18 protein-coding genes and 1 riboswitch are annotated in these 18,662 nt (G+C 45.3%); of the genes, 15 read left to right on the forward strand and 3 right to left on the reverse strand.

The window, feature by feature from the left end; all coding sequences use genetic code 11:
• From B5F78_RS17310 to B5F78_RS12665, 13 genes are all read left to right on the forward strand, one after another.
• A partial coding sequence (locus B5F78_RS17310; RefSeq protein ID WP_162608548.1) for a hypothetical protein occupies nucleotides 1-202 on the forward strand: 202 nt, incomplete at its 5' end.
• A riboswitch (TPP riboswitch) is annotated at nucleotides 198-290 on the forward strand. It overlaps the preceding gene by 5 nt.
• Nucleotides 291-376: 86 nt before the next feature.
• Nucleotides 377-577, forward strand: a complete 201-nt coding sequence (thiS, locus tag B5F78_RS12610; protein ID WP_022040880.1) for a sulfur carrier protein ThiS — start codon at nucleotides 377-379, stop codon at nucleotides 575-577.
• Complete coding sequence (locus tag B5F78_RS12615) at nucleotides 567-1,196, forward strand: thiamine phosphate synthase (RefSeq protein WP_087209862.1); 630 nt, start codon at nucleotides 567-569, stop codon at nucleotides 1,194-1,196. The genes thiS and B5F78_RS12615 overlap by 11 nt, the downstream gene beginning before the upstream one ends.
• 31 nt (nucleotides 1,197-1,227) lie before the next feature.
• Nucleotides 1,228-2,004, forward strand: coding sequence for a thiazole synthase (locus tag B5F78_RS12620; protein ID WP_087406872.1), 777 nt, complete (start codon nucleotides 1,228-1,230; stop codon nucleotides 2,002-2,004).
• 135 nt (nucleotides 2,005-2,139) lie between these two features.
• Nucleotides 2,140-3,831 (forward strand): phosphomethylpyrimidine synthase ThiC, encoded by a 1,692-nt coding sequence (gene thiC, locus B5F78_RS12625; RefSeq protein ID WP_087209864.1) that lies wholly within the window; start codon nucleotides 2,140-2,142, stop codon nucleotides 3,829-3,831.
• 112 nt (nucleotides 3,832-3,943) lie between these two features.
• Entirely contained in the window at nucleotides 3,944-4,324 is a 381-nt protein-coding gene (locus tag B5F78_RS12630) for a four helix bundle protein (protein ID WP_013619485.1), read from the forward strand.
• Between the two features lie 23 nt (nucleotides 4,325-4,347).
• Nucleotides 4,348-5,469, forward strand: coding sequence for a 2-iminoacetate synthase ThiH (gene thiH / locus B5F78_RS12635; protein ID WP_013619484.1), 1,122 nt, complete (start codon nucleotides 4,348-4,350; stop codon nucleotides 5,467-5,469).
• Nucleotides 5,470-5,612: 143 nt separating this feature from the next.
• Nucleotides 5,613-6,308 carry a HesA/MoeB/ThiF family protein gene (locus B5F78_RS12640; RefSeq protein WP_022040884.1) on the forward strand — a complete coding sequence of 232 codons (696 nt, stop codon included), beginning with the start codon at nucleotides 5,613-5,615 and terminating at the stop codon, nucleotides 6,306-6,308.
• Between the two features lie 57 nt (nucleotides 6,309-6,365).
• Nucleotides 6,366-6,974: a thiamine phosphate synthase gene (locus B5F78_RS12645; protein WP_022040885.1), complete on the forward strand. Its 609-nt coding sequence runs from the start codon at nucleotides 6,366-6,368 to the stop codon at nucleotides 6,972-6,974.
• An 83-nt stretch (nucleotides 6,975-7,057) separates the two neighbouring features.
• Complete coding sequence (locus B5F78_RS12650; RefSeq protein ID WP_087209873.1) at nucleotides 7,058-7,996, forward strand: ribose-phosphate pyrophosphokinase; 939 nt, start codon at nucleotides 7,058-7,060, stop codon at nucleotides 7,994-7,996.
• Nucleotides 7,997-8,101: 105 nt separating this feature from the next.
• Entirely contained in the window at nucleotides 8,102-9,739 is a 1,638-nt protein-coding gene (locus tag B5F78_RS12655; protein ID WP_087406873.1) for a B12-binding domain-containing radical SAM protein, read from the forward strand.
• A 35-nt stretch (nucleotides 9,740-9,774) separates the two neighbouring features.
• Complete coding sequence (locus B5F78_RS12660) at nucleotides 9,775-10,731, forward strand: NAD(P)H-dependent flavin oxidoreductase (protein WP_087209878.1); 957 nt, start codon at nucleotides 9,775-9,777, stop codon at nucleotides 10,729-10,731.
• Between the two features lie 281 nt (nucleotides 10,732-11,012).
• Nucleotides 11,013-12,356: an MATE family efflux transporter gene (locus B5F78_RS12665; protein WP_087249154.1), complete on the forward strand. Its 1,344-nt coding sequence runs from the start codon at nucleotides 11,013-11,015 to the stop codon at nucleotides 12,354-12,356.
• Between the two features lie 2 nt (nucleotides 12,357-12,358).
• Here the strand turns inward: B5F78_RS12665 and B5F78_RS12670 are convergent, their stop codons facing one another.
• From B5F78_RS12670 to B5F78_RS12680, 3 genes are read right to left on the reverse strand one after another with little or no spacing between them, the layout of a single operon-like run.
• Nucleotides 12,359-15,340, reverse strand: coding sequence for an AsmA family protein (locus B5F78_RS12670; protein WP_022040890.1), 2,982 nt, complete (start codon nucleotides 15,338-15,340; stop codon nucleotides 12,359-12,361).
• A gap of 57 nt (nucleotides 15,341-15,397) precedes the next feature.
• Nucleotides 15,398-15,907, reverse strand: coding sequence for a hypothetical protein (locus B5F78_RS12675; RefSeq protein WP_087406874.1), 510 nt, complete (start codon nucleotides 15,905-15,907; stop codon nucleotides 15,398-15,400).
• Nucleotides 15,904-16,422 (reverse strand): hypothetical protein, encoded by a 519-nt coding sequence (locus B5F78_RS12680; protein WP_140400153.1) that lies wholly within the window; start codon nucleotides 16,420-16,422, stop codon nucleotides 15,904-15,906. The genes B5F78_RS12675 and B5F78_RS12680 overlap by 4 nt, the downstream gene beginning before the upstream one ends.
• A gap of 1,034 nt (nucleotides 16,423-17,456) precedes the next feature.
• On the opposite strand from B5F78_RS12680, the gene B5F78_RS12685 reads away from it, so the two are divergent.
• Entirely contained in the window at nucleotides 17,457-17,822 is a 366-nt protein-coding gene (locus B5F78_RS12685; RefSeq protein WP_087397864.1) for a GHKL domain-containing protein, read from the forward strand.
• Nucleotides 17,819-18,538 carry a LytR/AlgR family response regulator transcription factor gene (locus tag B5F78_RS12690; protein ID WP_087406877.1) on the forward strand — a complete coding sequence of 240 codons (720 nt, stop codon included), beginning with the start codon at nucleotides 17,819-17,821 and terminating at the stop codon, nucleotides 18,536-18,538. The genes B5F78_RS12685 and B5F78_RS12690 overlap by 4 nt, the downstream gene beginning before the upstream one ends.
• Nucleotides 18,539-18,662 lie beyond the last annotated feature (124 nt).

Genomic DNA, 18,662 nt, shown 5'->3' on the forward strand with positions numbered 1-18,662 from the left:
ATCTGACGAAGAACAGGAGCGAAAAGGACCAAAAAATCGCCCAAAGCACACACGAAAACGGATACATCAAGCCAAGAAAAACTTTTTGGAGAAATTCAAAACAGCTTCTGAGGATAATCTGCATAATTTATGTGTTTGCCTGTATATTTCCAACCATTTTTTGTTTTTCTCAAAAAGTTCTTCTATCTTTGCCGGAAAGTAAAACAAAGGGGTGCCCATGTCGGGCTGAGATCATACCCTACGAACCTGATACGGTTAGTACCGGCGAAGGGATTGTTTCTTCGGAAAACACTCTTTACATACCTCCCTCTCCTGAAAGGTGTCTCTTTGGATTACTCCTTATTATATTTATACTTTATTTATATAGAGAACCACTATGACAGTTATTGTAAACAACAAAGAGACCGATTTGACCCAAGGGAATACCATTGCCGATTTGGCAAAACAACTGGAGCTTCCTGAAAAAGGAGTAGCCATAGCTTTGCACAACCGTATGATTCCCCGTGAAAAATGGGCAGACCAAACCTTACAACCAAACGATAGTTTAGTTATCATCAAAGCGGCTTGTGGAGGATAATACAGCTATGGAACTGCAATTCATTACCCATTACACCGACCGATATACCTACTTCGACTCTGCCCGGATGGCACTGGAAGGCGGATGCCGGTGGATTCAGTTGCGCATGAAGGAGGCAACCGAAGAAGAGGTAGAAAAGGAAGCGATACGTGTACAGGACTTATGCCGCCAGTACGGAGCCACGTTCATCATAGACGATCACGTGGCTTTGGCAAAAAAGCTACATGCCGACGGTGTGCATCTGGGTAAAAAGGACATGCCGATAGCCGAAGCCCGCAAACTGCTGGGAAAAGACTTTATTATCGGAGGTACGGCAAACACATTCGAAGACGTGCAGATGCATTATGCCGCAGGTGCCGACTACATTGGCTGCGGACCGTTCCGCTTCACAACAACCAAGAAAAACCTAAGTCCTGTTCTGGGATTGGAAGGCTACCGGAATATCGTATCACGCATGAAAGAGGCAGGCATCAACTTGCCTATCGTAGCCATTGGAGGCATCGCCTTCGAAGATATTCCGGCTATTATGCAGACTGGAGTATCGGGCATTGCTCTTAGCGGAAGCATCCTGCGTGCGGATGACCCGATAGCAGAAACAAGGAGGATAATTAATAGTTAACAGTTAATAATTAATAGTTGATATTGAATATATGAAAAAACTGATTATCGCCGATAAAGAATTCGACTCACGCTTGTTTTTAGGTACAGGCAAATTCAACTCGAATGAGATTATGGAGAAAGCTATCCTGGCTTCGGGCACGGAAATGGTGACCGTGGCCATGAAACGCATTGAACTGAATGATAAGGAAGACGATATGTTGCATCACATCGTTCATCCGCATATCCAACTTTTGCCCAACACTTCGGGTGTGCGTACGGCAGAAGAAGCTGTATTCGCCGCACAAATGGCACGCGAAGCATTCGGCACCAACTGGTTGAAGCTGGAGATTCATCCAGACCCGCGCTATCTTCTGCCCGACTCTGTCGAGACCTTGAAAGCAACAGAAGAACTGGTGAAACTGGGATTCGTGGTATTACCTTATTGCCAGGCAGACCCTACTCTTTGCAAACGCCTGGAAGAAGCCGGAGCCGCTACAGTGATGCCACTCGCCGCCCCTATCGGTACAAATAAGGGATTGCAGACACGCGACTTCTTGCGCATTATCATCGAACAAAGTAACGTGCCGGTAGTAGTAGATGCTGGTATCGGTGCACCGAGCCATGCAGCCGAAGCCATGGAAATGGGAGCAGACGCCTGTCTGGTAAACACCGCAATCGCTGTAGCCGGAAATCCGGAAGAAATGGCTATTGCCTTCAAGGAAGCCGTGATAGCCGGACGCCGTGCTTACGAAGCAGGACTTGGCGTGCAAAGTGAGAGCTTCGAAGCTTCTGCCTCGTCACCCTTAACCGCTTTTCTGAATAATTAATGTATTAGGGACTAGGTACCAGGGACTAGGTGACTAGGTTCTGAATAGTCTGGCAAACACCGGTCAAACTATATAGAATTACCTAGTACGTGAAACCTAGTACGTAGTCCTTAATCACCTACAAAAAATACCACCATGGAACAAGAGAACAAACCTTACGCACACCGCGAGAAAGCCTACATGCAAGGCACACTCTTCCCCTTCATCAAAGTGGGAATGCAGAAAGTAAACCTGACCCCTACCGTCACCATCCAAGACGGAAAGAAAGTGATGACTCCGAATGCGCCTGTTTATATCTACGATACCAGCGGCCCGTTCAGCGACCCTTCGGTAAAGATAGACTTGAAGAAAGGCATTGCCCGTATGCGTGAACCGTGGATTACCGGACGAGGGGATGTGGAGCAATTGCCTTCCATTACTTCCGAATATGGCAAGATGCGCCGGGATGACCCTTCGCTCGATCACCTGCGTTTCGAACACATCGCCCTACCCTATCGTGCCAAAGCCGGAAAATGCTGCACCCAGATGTACTATGCCAAACAAGGCATCGTAACTCCGGAAATGGAATATGTGGCAATCCGTGAAAACATGAATTGCAAAGAATTAGGCATCGACACCCACATCACTCCCGAATTTGTGCGTGACGAGATAGCCGCAGGACGTGCCGTATTGCCTGCCAATATCAATCATCCGGAAAGCGAACCGATGATTATCGGGCGCAACTTCCTGGTGAAAATCAATACCAACATCGGAAACTCTGCCACAACTTCGAGCATCGAAGAGGAAGTGGACAAAGCCGTATGGAGCTGCAAATGGGGAGGCGATACGTTGATGGATCTCTCTACGGGAGACAACATCCACGAAACCCGCGAATGGATTATCCGAAACTGCCCTGTACCTGTAGGCACCGTACCCATCTATCAGGCATTGGAAAAAGTAAACGGCAAAGTGGAAGACCTGACCTGGGAAATCTACAAGGACACCTTAATAGAACAATGCGAACAAGGAGTGGATTACTTTACCATCCATGCAGGTATCCGCCGGCACAATGTACACCTGGCGGACAAGCGTTTATGCGGCATCGTGAGCCGCGGAGGAAGCATTATGAGCAAATGGTGCCTGATACACGACCAAGAGTCATTCCTCTACGAGCATTTCGATGACATCTGCGACATCCTTGCCCAATACGATGTAGCTATCTCATTGGGCGACGGCCTGCGTCCCGGATGTATTGCCGACGCTAACGACGAAGCCCAGTTTGCCGAACTCGACACCATGGGTGAACTTGTTGTCCGTGCATGGGAAAAGAACGTACAGGCATTCATCGAAGGTCCGGGCCATGTGCCTTTGCACAAGATTCAAGAGAACATGCAACGCCAGATCGAGCATTGTCATAACGCTCCGTTCTATACCCTCGGTCCGTTGGTAACAGACATCGCTCCGGGATATGACCACATCACATCAGCCATCGGAGCCACCCAAATCGGCTGGCTGGGTACGGCAATGTTGTGCTATGTCACTCCGAAAGAACACCTCGGATTGCCCAACCGCGAAGATGTGCGTACGGGAGTCATTACCTATAAGATAGCTGCCCATGCCGCCGACCTTGCCAAAGGACATCCCGGAGCACAAATCCGCGACAATGCCCTCAGCAAAGCCCGTTATGAGTTCCGCTGGCGCGACCAGTTCCATCTGAGCCTTGACCCCGACCGTGCGCTGGAATACTTCAACGAAGGACGCCATACCGACGGGGAGTATTGCACCATGTGCGGTCCGAACTTCTGCGCCATGAAGCTTTCGAGAGATCTCTCTTCAATTAATAATTAATAGTTAATAATTAATAATTAACAACGAGAGAGCGTCTACTTTTTTAGCTAATTACGTTTAAACCTAATAATAATCAACAATGGGAGAAAATTGATAATTAATAACAACAAGGATGCGGTCGAAAAGCATTATCAAACAAAAATCTGTGGCTTTTGCCTTGCGTATCATTAAAGCCTTCCGCTTTTTAAAAGAACAAAAAGGAGAATATGTTATGTCAAAACAATTGCTCCGGAGCGGTACAGCAATAGGAGCATTAATACGTGAAGCTGAATTTGCCGAAAGCAAAAAAGATTTTATCCATAAACTGCATATTTCATTAAAAGAAGCTAACGAAACAGACTATTGGCTGACATTGCTACACGAATCGGATTACATAAACGATATAGCTTTCCAATCCATCCAAGCAGATTGTACTGAACTGATAAAACTATTAACCAGCATAATCAAGTCCAGCAAATGCAATCCAAACGCATCCACCATTATTAATTATTAATTATTCATTATTAATTGAATAGCATGTTTAGCGAAGAATTAGAAAAAATAAGCTGGGAGGAGACGACCGAAGCCATCTACTCCAAAACAGAATCCGATGTGCTGCGGGCACTCGGCAAGTCACACTGTGATGTGAACGACTTTATGGCACTGGTTTCGCCGGCTGCCGAAAAATACCTGGAACCGATGGCACGCCTGAGTCGCAAATATACCGAAGAACGGTTCGGGAAAACAGTATCGATGTTTATTCCGCTTTATCTGACCAACTCGTGCACCAACTCGTGCGTGTATTGCGGATTCCATATCAGCAATCCTATGGCAAGGACTATCCTGACACCCGAAGAAATGGAGAACGAGTACAAAGCCATCAAGAAACTGGCTCCGTTTGAAAACCTGCTGATAGTAACCGGAGAAAATCCGGCAAAGGCAGGCGTACCGTATCTTGCCAAAGCACTTGATCTGGCAAAGCCCTATTTCTCGAACCTGAAAATAGAAGTAATGCCGCTGAAAACCGAAGAATATGCCGAACTGACCAGACACGGCATGAACGGGGTCATCTGTTTCCAGGAAACATACAACAAAGCACGTTATAACATCTATCATCCGCGTGGCATGAAATCGAAATTCGAATGGCGCGTAAACGGCTTCGACCGCATGGGACAAGCAGGCGTGCATTCTATCGGCATGGGCGTATTGATAGGATTGGAAGACTGGCGTACCGATGTCACGATGATGGCATACCACCTGCGTTATCTGCAAAAACACTATTGGAAGACCAAATACAGTGTCAACTTCCCCCGCATGCGCCCCGCAGAGAACGAAGGATTCCAACCCAACGTCATCATGAGCGACAAGGAACTGGCACAGGTGACCTTTGCCATGCGTATCTTCGACCACGATGTGGATATTTCGTATTCTACCCGTGAACCGGCTTATATCCGCGACCACATGGCATCGCTGGGCGTAACCACCATGAGTGCCGAAAGCAAAACCGAACCGGGAGGATATTACACTTATCCTCAGGCCTTAGAACAATTCCATATCAGCGACGACCGTACCGCCATGGAAGTAGAGTGCGCACTAAAGGCAGCCGGACGCGAACCGGTATGGAAAGACTGGGATGCTTCATTCGACTTTGTAAAATGAAGAATGAAGAATGATGAATGAAGAATCGGGTTCTGATGAACCTATATCCGCAAGCCGATGAAGCTATATCCGCAGACCTATGCATATAGCTGCACCAGATTCTTCATTCCTCTTTCTTCATTCTTAATTCTTCATTCAAAAAAATGGAAAGATACAACCGCCAACTCCTTCTTCCCGAAATTGGCGAAGAAGGACAAGCACGCCTGAAAGCGGCACGTGTACTCATTGTAGGTGTAGGAGGGCTCGGCTCTCCCATCGCACTCTATCTGGCAGGTGCCGGAGTAGGAACAATCGGGCTGATTGATGATGATACTGTAAGCGAAAGCAACCTGCAACGCCAGGTGCTCTATTCTGAAGCCGAAGTAAACCTGCCCAAAGCCCTGCAAGCCCAAAAACGGCTGGAAGCACTGAACAGCACCATCCGGATAAAGGCCTACCCTACCCGCCTGACACCCGACAATGCTAAAGCAATTATATCAGACTATGACATCGTAGTGGACGGATGCGACAATTTCATCACCCGATACCTGATTGATGACACGTGTGCCTCACTGGGGAAAGCATATGTGTACGGGGCAATCCGGGCATTCGAAGGACAAGTATCGGTATTCTTATATAATAAAGGAGAAAAAAGATACCGCGACCTCTATCCCGATGAACAGGAAATGTTATCCATGCCCCCACTTCCCAAAGGAGTGATAGGAGTTACTCCCGGACTGGTAGGTTGCGTCGAAGCTCATGAAGTTATCAAGATTATTTGTGGTTACGGGACCATTTTGGCAGGAAAATTATGGCAAATCGACCTGAAAACGATGGAAACGTACACGATTTTGCTTTAACTTACGCTAATATTACAAACTTATTACTACCTTTGCTGCACCATATTGTGTTTTCACATGAAACTGATAGTAATAACCAGGCCCACTTACTTTGTGGAAGAAGATAAAATACTGACAGCCCTTTTCGAAGAAGGACTGGAGATTCTTCATTTACGCAAAACCGATTCCACTCCGGTCTATGCAGAAAGATTGCTGACATTGATTCCGGAAAAATACAGGAAGCGTATTGTCGTACATGGGAATTTCTACCTGAAAGAAGAATATAAGTTAAGAGGGATTCATATCAACAGCCATAATTCTGTGATACCCGACAACTATTCAGGTCCTATCACTACTTCCTGTCATTCGCTGGAAGAAGTGAAACAGAAAAAGCCCCAGTTCGAATACGTGTTCCTCAGTCCTATCTTCGACAGCATATCGAAAGAAGGATACGATTCGGCTTTCACACCTGAAGAAATCCGGGCTGCAGCTAAAAACGGCATCATCGACAAACGTGTCATCGCATTGGGAGGTATTGACGAAAGCAATATCCTGCAAGTAAAAGATTTCGGATTTGGAGGGTGTGCCGTATTGGGAGGATTGTGGAACAAGTTCTGTCCGGAGCATGACTATAATTACAGTGACCTGATTGAACAATTCAGGAAACTGAAGAAATTGGCTGACTAGAAGTTTTTTCGATACATGTTTTGTCCGGCTAAAGAAATAGTGTAACTTTGTATATATACTTTTTTAAGGCAACATATTTAACAATGAGCGAAACATCAAGATTTAAAGTCTTCTCGGGTACAAACTCGAGATATCTGGCAGAGAAAATCTGCAAAAGTTTGGGATGCCCGCTGGGTAACATGAACATTACTCATTTCGCTGACGGCGAATTTGCAGTATCTTACGAAGAATCGATTCGTGGCCAGCACGTATTTCTCGTACAGTCAACTTTTCCGAACTCCGACAATTTGATGGAGCTTTTATTAATGATTGACGCAGCAAAACGTGCTTCGGCCAAACGTATCATCGCCGTTGTCCCCTATTTCGGCTGGGCACGACAAGACCGCAAGGACAAGCCCCGTGTATCCATCGGTGCCAAATTAGTGGCAGACTTATTAAGCGTAGCGGGCATTGACCGCTTGATTACCATGGATTTGCATGCCGACCAGATTCAGGGATTCTTCGATATTCCGGTCGATCACCTGTACGGTTCTACCATCTTTGCTCCATATATCCAGTCTTTACATTTGCCTAATCTGGTCATTGCCACTCCCGATGTGGGAGGTTCGAAACGTGCCAGTACGTATGCTAAATACCTGGATGTACCTTTGGTATTGTGCCACAAGACACGTGAAAAAGCCAATGTGGTAGCATCGATGCAAATCATCGGTGATGTAAAGGGTAAAGATGTAGTGCTGATAGACGACATGGTAGATACCGCCGGTACCATCACCAAAGCTGCCGACATCATGAAAGAAGCCGGAGCGACTTCGGTACGTGCCATCGCCAGCCACTGTGTCATGTCGGGTCCTGCATCCGAACGCGTACAAAACTCGCAACTGGAAGAACTGGTATTCACCGACAGCATCCCGTACTCAAACCGTTGTGCCAAAGTGAAACAGCTTTCTATAGCCGACATGTTTGCTGAGACGATTCGCCGTGTATTGAGCCACGAATCTATCAGCTCGCAATATTTGCTTTGATTTCTTATGAAACGCAGATTAACCCAGATTCTTGCTGATTCATAATTAAATAATATGATATCCGCGTCAATCTGAGCTAATCTGTGTTTTTAATAAAATTTCCTCATGAAAATCCTTTGGCTTGACCTGAACAGTTCGTATGCGCATTCCTCGTTGGCTTTGCCCGCCTTGCAAGCCCAACTCATCGGACGTGCCGATATAGAGTGGGATATTGTTTCTGCAACTATCAATGAAAATCCGGGCATGGCGAGTGCTGAAGTATTCCGTCGGAAACCGGATATCGTAGCCGCTACCTGCTGGCTTTTCAATCACGAAATGTTACTTCACACTTTGGGACGTATCAAGGCTTTGCTCCCCGATTGTTGCATCACACTGGGAGGTCCCGAATTTTTGGGGGATAATGAAAGGTTCCTACGTAACTATCCTTTCGTGAATTGTGTATTCCGAGGCGAAGGAGAAGAGGTTTTCGCACGCTGGCTGGAAATATGGAATAAGCCGGAAGCATGGCACACCATAACCGGCTTATGTTATTTGGATACAGTTTCCACCTACCACGATAACGGACGTGCACAAGTGATGCATTTCGACCGGCTTGTCCCGCCCGAAGAAAGCCCGTTCTTCAATTGGAGCAAACCTTTCGTGCAACTGGAAACTACACGCGGATGCTTCAATACATGCGCCTTTTGTGTAAGCGGAGGCGAGAAACCCGTACGCACCCTTCCCATTGAAACCATCCGAAGGCGAATCTCCTTGATTCAAGAGCACCACATCCGGAATATCCGGGTACTCGACCGGACTTTCAATTACAATACCCGTCATGCCCGCGCCTTACTCGATTTATTCCGCGAATTTCCAGACACCCGTTTTCACTTAGAAGTGCATCCCGCCCTTTTATCCGAAGAGCTGAAAGAAATACTTGCCTCCATGCCAAAGGGACAATTACACTTAGAGGCAGGCATTCAAAGCCTCCATCAGGAAGTGCTGACCGTCAGCCGGAGAGCAGGAGACTTGGCAGATGCCCTGTCCGGTCTGGAATTCTTATGTGCTTTGCCCAATTTGGAAACCCATGCCGACCTGATAGCAGGATTACCTTTATATCATTTAAAAGAGATATTCGAAGATGTCCGTACGTTGGCTTCTTATCGTGCCGGCGAAATCCAATTGGAATCTCTAAAGCTTCTTCCCGGAACGGAAATGCGCCGGCGCAGCTCGGAATTAAGCATCAGCTATTCTCCTTTTCCTCCATACGAAGTATTGAAAACCAACGAAATCACTCCCGACGAACTTCAAACGGCACGCATGTTATCACGCCTCATAGACGGATTCTACAATGCCAAACCTTGGCAAGAAATCACTCGCCGGTTGATTGTGGAAGAGTCTGAATTCTTGCACCGGTTCTTGGAGCATCTGACTCGTATCGGCGTCATTGACCAGCCCATGAGCTTGGAACGGCGTGGCATCCTACTCTATAAGTTCTGTCAAGAAAACTATCCGGCTTACGAAACCGCCGTGACACTTGCATGGATAGAAGCGGGCATGTCGCTTAAGAAAGAACCAGCCTACCGCGTCCGTACCAAACACGTATTACCTTCCGAACATTGGGAGGTGCTCAATGGTACTTATCATGAAAACTTGCGTCTCTGCCTGCTTCCGCCTGCCGAAAACGAAGACATTACGTATTGGTTTGGTTTCGAACCTGAATCGCAACAAACCAAACCGGTATTCAAAGCAAGGACTTTATAAATCATTCATTATTAACTGTTAACTAAAAAAATACCATGAACCGAATTTGCCGACTATTCAACATTAAATACCCCATCATCCAAGGTGGAATGGTATGGTGCAGCGGCTGGAGATTAGCTTCTGCCGTAAGCAACGCTGGAGGGCTTGGCTTGCTGGGAGCAGGCTCAATGCACCCCGAAACCTTACGCGAGCACATCCGTAAGTGTAAAGCAGCTACCGACAAGCCTTTTGGAGTAAATGTACCGCTCATGTATCCCGAAATAGATACCATCATGCCAATCATCGCCGAAGAAGGCGTAAAAATCGTTTTCACTTCGGCAGGCAGTCCAAAGAAATGGACTGACTGGCTTCACGAACGGGATATCCTCGTGGCACACGTAGTGGCTTCGTCCAAATTTGCAGCCAAATGTGAGGAAGCGGGTGTAGACGCTATCGTAGCCGAAGGATTCGAAGCCGGAGGGCATAACGGACGGGAAGAGACCACTACCATGTGTCTCATCCCTGCCATTCGCCGTACATGTACTCTGCCCCTATTGGCTGCAGGAGGCATAGCGACTGGCGAAAGCATCCTTGCCGCACAAGCCTTGGGAGCCGACGGCGTACAGATAGGAACCCGATTCGCATTAACCGAAGAAAGCTCGGCACACTTCTCGTTCAAAGACCGGTGCCTGCGCCTGAACGAGGGCGACACGATACTGACACTGAAACAACTTTCGCCTACCCGATTGGTGAAAAATGAATTCTACAAACGGGTTGAAGAAGCAGAACTGCGCGGTGCATCAGTAGATGAACTTCGTGAGATCTTAGGACGGGGACGCGCCAAGTTAGGAATATTCGAAGGAGACATCTTTGAGGGAGAAATCGAAATTGGTCAAGTTGCCTCACAAATCAAACGCTTGCAAGCAGTTGACGAAGTGATGAAAGAACTGATAGATGAATATAATGAATCGCTGATTCGCCTGCAGGCAAACCGCCTGATGGATATGGCATAAAACAAAAAGCATGTGACGGTCATTATTAAAATAATGAGGTGAAAATGAAGATATATTACTTTGCCGTTTCAGTTATCTTCATGGACTGTAGCAGTTAACTGGAATAGCTTATGAAGTATATCTTCGTTTTCAGAAGGAGATGTTATGGACTTATGAAGATATTCGTTTGAAACAAAACCGGGACATAAAGCACAAACAAAGAGCGATAAAATCCAGCTTTCTCTTCGTTTATGCATTCAAATAATTGATTACCTTTGCACGATTTTTCAAGCAAAGGCGCAATGAACAATGCATATGAAGAAAGATTAGGTACCGAACGTATGCTGCCGCTGGTATTCAAGATGGCACTCCCAGCCATCGCGGCACAGTTTGTAAACCTACTATACAACCTCGTAGACCGTATCTACATCGGGCATATTCCAGACATCGGAACTGATGCGCTGGCAGGAATCGGTGTGACCAGCGCAGTCATCATTCTGATTTCTGCCTTTTCATCTATCGTAGGAGCTGGAGGTGCTCCATTGGCAGCCATAGCCTTAGGACAAGGCGATCGCGAACGGGCCGGAAAAATACTGGGTAACGGTTTCATTTTACTGATAATCTTTACACTTATCACTTCCTCCATAGCATATATTTTCATGGAGCCGATTTTATTGTTTACCGGTGCATCCGGACGGACAATCGGCTATGCTACCGATTACCTGTCGGTTTATCTGCTGGGAACGCTCTTCGTAGAATTGTCGGTAGGGCTCAATACTTTTATCAACATACAAGGACGTCCCGCCATTGCCATGTACTCAGTGCTGATAGGTGCCATTCTGAATATCGCGTTAGACCCTCTGTTCATTTTTACATTCGACATGGGAGTAAAAGGAGCAGCTTTTGCCACCATCTTGTCGCAAGCTTGCAGTGCGGCCTGGACGTTAAGTTTCCTGACATCCGGAAAAGCTTCCCTCCGGCTGGAACGGCAGTATATGAAGCTACACAAAAGCATCCTTTTTCCCGTTCTGGCACTGGGAATTTCTCCTTTTATCATGGCAAGTACTGAAAGCCTGGTAAGCTTCGTATTAAACGGTACGTTGGAGCGCTTTGGCGACATCTACGTCAGTGCACTCGCTATTATGCAAAGTGCAATGATGATTGTCAGTGTTCCACTAACCGGATTTGCACAAGGATTTGTCCCTATTGTAAGCTATAACTACGGACATCACGATTTCAATCGTGTCAAATCGTGTTTCAAGATTGCGCTTATCTCGATGTTTTCATTCAACTTTGTGCTGATTGTGTTTATGATACTGTTTCCTTCAGTCATAGCTGGCGCTTTTACTACCGATCAAAAACTAATAACCGTTGTATGTCAAATGATGCCCATATTCCTTGCCGGTATGACCATATTCGGCTTGCAACGTACTTGCCAAAATATGTTCGTGGCACTGGGTCAGGCAAAAGTATCCATTTTCATCGCCCTTTTGCGAAAAGTCTTCCTTCTGGTTCCTTTGGCACTTGTCCTTCCACATATCATGGGTGTGCATGGTGTATTTGCAGCAGAAGGCATTTCAGATGCAACAGCAGCCATCTGTTGTACCCTTATTTTTGCCTTCCGCTTCCCCAAAATACTTCGGTAAGGCTATTCTCTCCGCCTCACGATATTCCGAAAATCGTTCACGATGTCACGCCCTAAGTTAACCCGCGTACTGTCTACCTGCCGGATGGCCACCGGTGTAACCGCATCTTTATATTTCGCTTTACCCAGTTTGAATTTCATCTTGTCCAGATTGCCCGTTATGGTAACTCCCATCTTGAAAGGCAAAGGCGATTTCAAAATGGATATGTGATAATTGAAATTCATATCCAATCCTTGTGTCCCTCCCACTGCAGCTTTATAACGGTCTATTTGCACTACAAACGGATATACCGTCACATTACCGTCTTTCACCGTTACATTAACTGATATGCTGTCGAACACATTCCGTTTCTTGTTTTTGAACCTCAACATTTTTGATATCTCGGAAAAAGTTTCCCCATCCATCAATACCAAGCTGTCACCATCGATACGGACTGCGGCACGCAGGCTGGGTATTTTGATGTTCATGTTCGAATCAAGCCGGGCTTCTGCCGCAGCATCAAAATTGACCTGCCCTTTGAACGAACGAAGCATTGGCACGATGGTATCCAACGAAGGAATGAAATCAACCAGTTTACCGATATTGATTCTACGCAGCCTAAAATCAAATCCCGCATATCCTCGCTTTTTCTCTGTGGCCCGATAAACCACCGTTGCAAACATACTTGCATCCAATCCTTTCATCCGCAAAGCATTGAGGTGCACAGCCTGATCCCGGACGTTTACTTCACCACGTACATTTTCGAATACCATTTTGTCGTAACGTACACGTTTCAAATTTGTCTGCAGTTCGAAATCTATGTTCTTCGGCACGATAAACAATTTCATTGCCGAGGCTGTATCCACTTTCTCTTCTGCAGCCTCTTCCGTATCCACCGTGTCTGCCGGAAAACTGAGGGCATTAATCAACTGATTGCAATCAAGGTTGTGCGAAGACACATCCAACTGGGCACGCAATACCTTATGATGCTTCATTACGCCATATAAGTCGTAAACCACACCACTTGCTGTCAAATCGGAACGGCCAATACGGAAACTGGCATTTTTCAATGTTATCCGACGGTCGCCTACAGTAAGTGCCGTCTTGCGCATACGGACAGGCAAAGCAAATTGAGGAACATTTACTTTCAGGCGATTGAAACCAATGATGCCTTTAGGTATCCACAATGAATCGCGCACCTTTTCTGCCGATACGCCAAACCCTGCCTTGTCCATACCGAACCGGATATCGCCTGCACGTGCAAACAATGTATCTGCCTCCATTGAAAGCCCGATACGTGGCATGGAAGGATTCCGCTGTCCTGGCTCCAGACTGATAGTGGCAGTAGTCTTCTTGCAAAACACAGCCAATGAATCTCCCATATTCCCTTTCAATTGATTCAATTCCACCTTGCAATCCATTTTGGCTATTCGTGCCGTATCCTGCGGATTGGTTGTTTTTGCTGTAGCGGTAAGGCTGGAAAGATTGGCATCCAGACGGCGAGAGCGTAACACCAGCTTGCTTATCTGAGCACGGGCGGCCAAGAAATCATTGCCTAAAAATGCCAGTGATGCATCGCTGGTAAACTCGAAGCCTTTGGCTGTATCTTGCAGCGACATGCCATTCATCGTGACTTTACCTGCCGCCCGGATACGTCCCAAATCACGTTTCTTAATAGATGACAACCGTGTCTTCAACCGTAAGTTTGCTTCGACAGCTCCTTGGATAGTTACTCCCTGTTGTAACGGGAAAGTCTGTGCCAACGAAGTCAGGTCTATCTTTGATTGGGTATTGAACGTAATCACCGGATCACCCAATAAATCATCCACCTTCGCATCTGCCAATACATCGGTATGTGCACCTTGGAAACGGAAAATTTTCAAATCGGCATACGAAGGTTTCTGACGCATCAGGTCTACAAAAGCTTGAAAATCTGCCGAGAGATGGTCAATTCCATAGGGCAATTTATCGTATTTGGCAGAAGCATCCTTGATACGGACATCCAGTGTGACAGCAGGTACCTGTTTTTTCCCGTACCAGCCTTTTACCGTTCCCCGCATCATCACTTCCCCCTTGGCAGTCATGCTTTCACGTTTTAAAATACTTTCGGGTATCATGCTCAGTACCGTTTCAAGCGTAGGAGCATGCAGACCGTATGTGAGATCTACAGCCAGTGCCCGACGAACCGTATCGCCCTGCAATGTCCCTTTCACATCAAAATGAATACCGTTGACCTTGATGCCGGCATCATGCAACACCAGTTTACGTGTTTGCCGTTCCAGTTCAAGGTCGGTATCCAACTCTGCAGCTATCCGGTGCAGCAACAACTGACCGTCTTGCCAGAAAATAATGTTATCGTTTTTAAACTTCAACGACAATCGCGAACGTTCCTTATGCAGAGCGGCACGCAATCCTAAAGAAGCATTCTGCAAGCTGGCATACAACCGGGTGTCGCGGTCGTCAAAAACCACATCTGCATGTTTCAGCGAAACCCGGCGGATGTCAATGCCTCCCGTCAGGGGCTTTGCCGTTACCGTATCCTTTGCTGCCACAGCAGAAGTGTCAACCTGCATGATGTCCCAGTTTGCCACCCCTTCCTTACTTTTATAAGCATAGACAGAGGCATTTTCCAATCCCAGATAATTAACCGTAATTTTATTCTTATACAAATAATCCAACGGGTTAACTACCACCACACACTTGTCGAACGCGACCAATGAATCTGTTTTCTGCCACAATGTGTCTTTCAACGCTTTCGAGACCAGACTTCCATTTGTCAGTTTCAGTCCGAAACGGGGAAATGTGGAAAAGAAAGTCAATTCCACACTTTTCATATCCAATTTGGCATTCAAGACCTGATTGGATACCTTCAATACCACTGGAGTAAGTTTTTCGGGCGTAAATATAAAATTAACCGCCAAAGCTATGCCTCCCAACGCCAGAACAATCAGTGCAACGACCGACAAACTGGTTATTTTCAGAATATTCTTTGTCCGTTTTTTCATCATTCTTTTATTTGTTCATAAAACAACGGCAAAGATACAAATAAAAAGAAGCGGCGGTTATTCTTCTGCCGCCTCTTCAATAGAAAACTTTATCACTGTCACATTTGCCTGATAAAACGTTTCCCCATTTTCAATATACATACTTCCTCCCGACCGCATGCACATGCGCACTGACATACCGTCATTCGCCCGTAAGAGGTATTCGTCTGTGTGTTTTTGTTCATTAACGGTATACCACATCGCATTCTGTCCATACTGTACTTCCACGTAGTTGCCGTCTGTTTCATAATCCCAGGAAATAAGATAGTCGGCCGTTTCTCCCCGGTGAAAAGTAAAGACACATGTCGCTTCATCGTAATTGATATACGACAGACTGGTTACTTCTTCGGGATAAAAATTGAATACTACCACTCCTGCCGAATCGCTTTGCATCACATTATTTATTGTGTATGAGGTATAAGTTTCCCCCAAATGATGCTTTTCTATCGGATAATATTCGATGTCTGCTTGCTGGCAGGAACTGATAACTGACAAAACAAACACACTCCATATTATTATCGTTTTCATTCCATCAGCATTTCCGGTACCAACATCTCGTCCTCTTTCCCTGCAGGAGTTCGGGAAGACCAAATTTCATATTGTTCGTCAGTTAGAATCTTCTTTAACTTCTTGTCGAACTTTTTTATCTGTTTCTGCATATCTTCCCGTTCATTCTTCATGAGCATCGAAGGTGGCATCTCTTCCATTCTCGGAGGCATTCCGCCTTGTGGAGGCATCCCTCCTCCTCCTTCAGGAGGCATTGGGGGACGTCCTCCTTCAGGCAGATGTCTTTCTGTCATCCTTTCCACTTTTTCTTTTTCCTGTTTCAAGTAAAGCTTATATATTTTTTTGTATTGCTTTTCGCTTAATTGCAAAAGTTCGTTCATTTCGTCCGTTCGCCTTTTTGCCATCTTCTCCGGGTTGGGGACTTCCTTTACCTGTTCTTCTGCATGCCAAGGAAAAGCAGAAAAATTATCTGCCACGGCAAACATTTCTCCGCCGAAAGCCATCCCCAACAACAAACTACAAATGTATCTTTTCATATCTTCTTTGTTTTAATGATGTTTCAAAGTTAAGCGCTCTTTCATCCCATACCAAAAACTATCAACCAACCGGATTATCTTATCAGTAAATCGCTCTATTTTCATAATGAATCTGTCATTTCGGCACATACATACAAGGAAAGGCCTAATCACTTGTCAACAATATGATATTTAAACCGAAAAACGTTTGTATAAAGTATGATATGAATTCCGTCATCAGCCAATCCGGCCGAGTTGAAAACGCAGTAGTACTGCATCTGCCGATGAAGTATATATTCAACCGCGAATGCAGTATATATTCAACCGTTGATGCAGTATATATTCAACCGTTGATGCAGTATATATTCAACCGTTGATGCAGTATATATTCAACCGTTGATGCAGTATATATTCATTTTTCAAGGGTATGACTGTTTGCAGGAATTCATTAAGTATAACAGCCGCCACCTTTCACAAGGCAGCGGCTATTGTGAGAAAAAAATTGATTTTTTACTTTGTACATTCATGTTTTGGAATCTTTTTAATGTTTGTTACCAGCCTGGCAACTGCTCCAGATTAGGATTATTGTTCACATCATCTGTCGGCTCACCACTACGAAATTAGATTACTGCAAACACTCGGCAAAAAACTATCAGCTAACCAAAGGATTCTCTCAATAAAAACACCGTTCTATACGCTAAAATGTCTATAACCCCAATAGCTTGCAGAATTGGCTGAACAGTCTGTGAAATCGTCCAATTCGCCGATTATTTTTGCTGCAACATATCTTTTCTTTTATCTTTGTTTCATGCAATATTAAAAAGACGACAAGACTATGACTATACTTTACAAAAACAACAATTTTTCGAGCATACAATTTACGCAACAATTGCCATACTGATTTTTGCTACTCCTATCATCAATGCCTTGTTGATGGCATATCAGACTAATGGAAAAACCGAGATTACCCGTCCTGCCATTGATATGTGGATTATTACCAGTCCCTTTTTTTCCTCTTCTTAATAAATAACTATGTACTGATTCCGGTCCTGCTATTGAAAAAGCAATATGCCGGATATGTAACAGCCGTCATATTCATTATCCCTTTGTTATTCATCATCATCCCTGAGGTGCAAGTTCCTCCCCTGCTTTTCATTTCGCTGCTGGAAAATGCTTTTACCCACGGCATCAGCCATTGCGACAACTCATTTATTGATGCCAGCATCCATGTAGAAGGGGACTCTGTTTATTTTACCTGCAAGAACAGTCTGGCACACCAATCGGCAGCAACCCAACATCAAGGTATCGGATTGCTCAACATACAAAAAAGACTCAACTTGCTTTTCGGCAATAATTATACACTGAATGCCGAAAGAAAAGACAATCAATATCGTGTACTTTTAATTATTCCAGCACAATGATAAACTGTATCATCCTTGACGACGAACCATTGGCCTTGCTTAAACTGGCTGAATATATCAAGCGAATCCCGTTTTTGACTTTAGAAAAAGCTTGTCTGGAAACACATGAGGCCCAATCTCTTTTAGAAGGGAAAAACATAGACTTATTATTCACAGACATCGACATGCCAGACAAAAACGGCATAGAATTTATCCGGTCGCTCACACACCCGCCAATGGTTATTTTTACTACAGCATACCCCATGTATGCCATCGAAGGCTTCAAACTGAACGCGGTAGATTACCTGCTGAAACCTTTCGAATTCGAAGATTGCCTGCATGCGGCTGAAAAAGCACAAAAGATGCAAAGCCTTTCACAATCCATTCCTGCGACTGCAGAAACAGAGAACGCCGAAACTCTTTTTGTAAAGAGCGATTACAAGGTTGTACGCATCAACATAGACAGCATCAACTACATTGAAAGCATGAGCGAATACATTCGAATCTATACCGACGAACGCGAGAAGCCCGTTACTACCCTCTATAGCCTGCAACGGCTGGAGGCTCGTTTACCCGCTCATTTCATGCGAGTACATCGCTCATATATCGTCAATATGCAGAAAATCAAAGAAATTTCCAGATTCCGAATCTGCTTTTCACCCAAAGCACTGATTCCCGTAGGCGAGAATTACAAAGAAAAATTTATGGAGTACATCCGCAAGCATGGCATCTTATAATTCACTAAGAAGCTATTTTGAATTTCTCCAAAAAGTTTTTCTTGGCTTGATGTATCCGTTTTCGTGTGTGCTTTGGGCGATTTTTTGGTCTTTTTCGCTCCTGTTCTTCGTCAGATAGCCCGCT

Source organism: Bacteroides sp. An279, from assembly GCF_002159615.1.
Lineage (GTDB): Bacteria > Bacteroidota > Bacteroidia > Bacteroidales > Bacteroidaceae > Phocaeicola > Phocaeicola intestinalis.

Coding starts and splice junctions, on each gene's coding strand:
- thiS (WP_022040880.1), top strand. CDS start 377: ATGACAGTTATTGTAAACAACAAAGAGACCGATTTGACCCAAGGGAAT.
- B5F78_RS12620 (WP_087406872.1), top strand. CDS start 1,228: ATGAAAAAACTGATTATCGCCGATAAAGAATTCGACTCACGCTTGTTT.
- thiC (WP_087209864.1), top strand. CDS start 2,140: ATGGAACAAGAGAACAAACCTTACGCACACCGCGAGAAAGCCTACATG.
- B5F78_RS12630 (WP_013619485.1), top strand. CDS start 3,944: ATGCGGTCGAAAAGCATTATCAAACAAAAATCTGTGGCTTTTGCCTTG.
- thiH (WP_013619484.1), top strand. CDS start 4,348: ATGTTTAGCGAAGAATTAGAAAAAATAAGCTGGGAGGAGACGACCGAA.
- B5F78_RS12640 (WP_022040884.1), top strand. CDS start 5,613: ATGGAAAGATACAACCGCCAACTCCTTCTTCCCGAAATTGGCGAAGAA.
- B5F78_RS12645 (WP_022040885.1), top strand. CDS start 6,366: ATGAAACTGATAGTAATAACCAGGCCCACTTACTTTGTGGAAGAAGAT.
- B5F78_RS12650 (WP_087209873.1), top strand. CDS start 7,058: ATGAGCGAAACATCAAGATTTAAAGTCTTCTCGGGTACAAACTCGAGA.
- B5F78_RS12655 (WP_087406873.1), top strand. CDS start 8,102: ATGAAAATCCTTTGGCTTGACCTGAACAGTTCGTATGCGCATTCCTCG.
- B5F78_RS12660 (WP_087209878.1), top strand. CDS start 9,775: ATGAACCGAATTTGCCGACTATTCAACATTAAATACCCCATCATCCAA.
- B5F78_RS12665 (WP_087249154.1), top strand. CDS start 11,013: ATGAACAATGCATATGAAGAAAGATTAGGTACCGAACGTATGCTGCCG.
- B5F78_RS12670 (WP_022040890.1), bottom strand. CDS start 15,340: ATGAAAAAACGGACAAAGAATATTCTGAAAATAACCAGTTTGTCGGTC.
- B5F78_RS12675 (WP_087406874.1), bottom strand. CDS start 15,907: ATGAAAACGATAATAATATGGAGTGTGTTTGTTTTGTCAGTTATCAGT.
- B5F78_RS12680 (WP_140400153.1), bottom strand. CDS start 16,422: ATGAAAAGATACATTTGTAGTTTGTTGTTGGGGATGGCTTTCGGCGGA.
- B5F78_RS12690 (WP_087406877.1), top strand. CDS start 17,819: ATGATAAACTGTATCATCCTTGACGACGAACCATTGGCCTTGCTTAAA.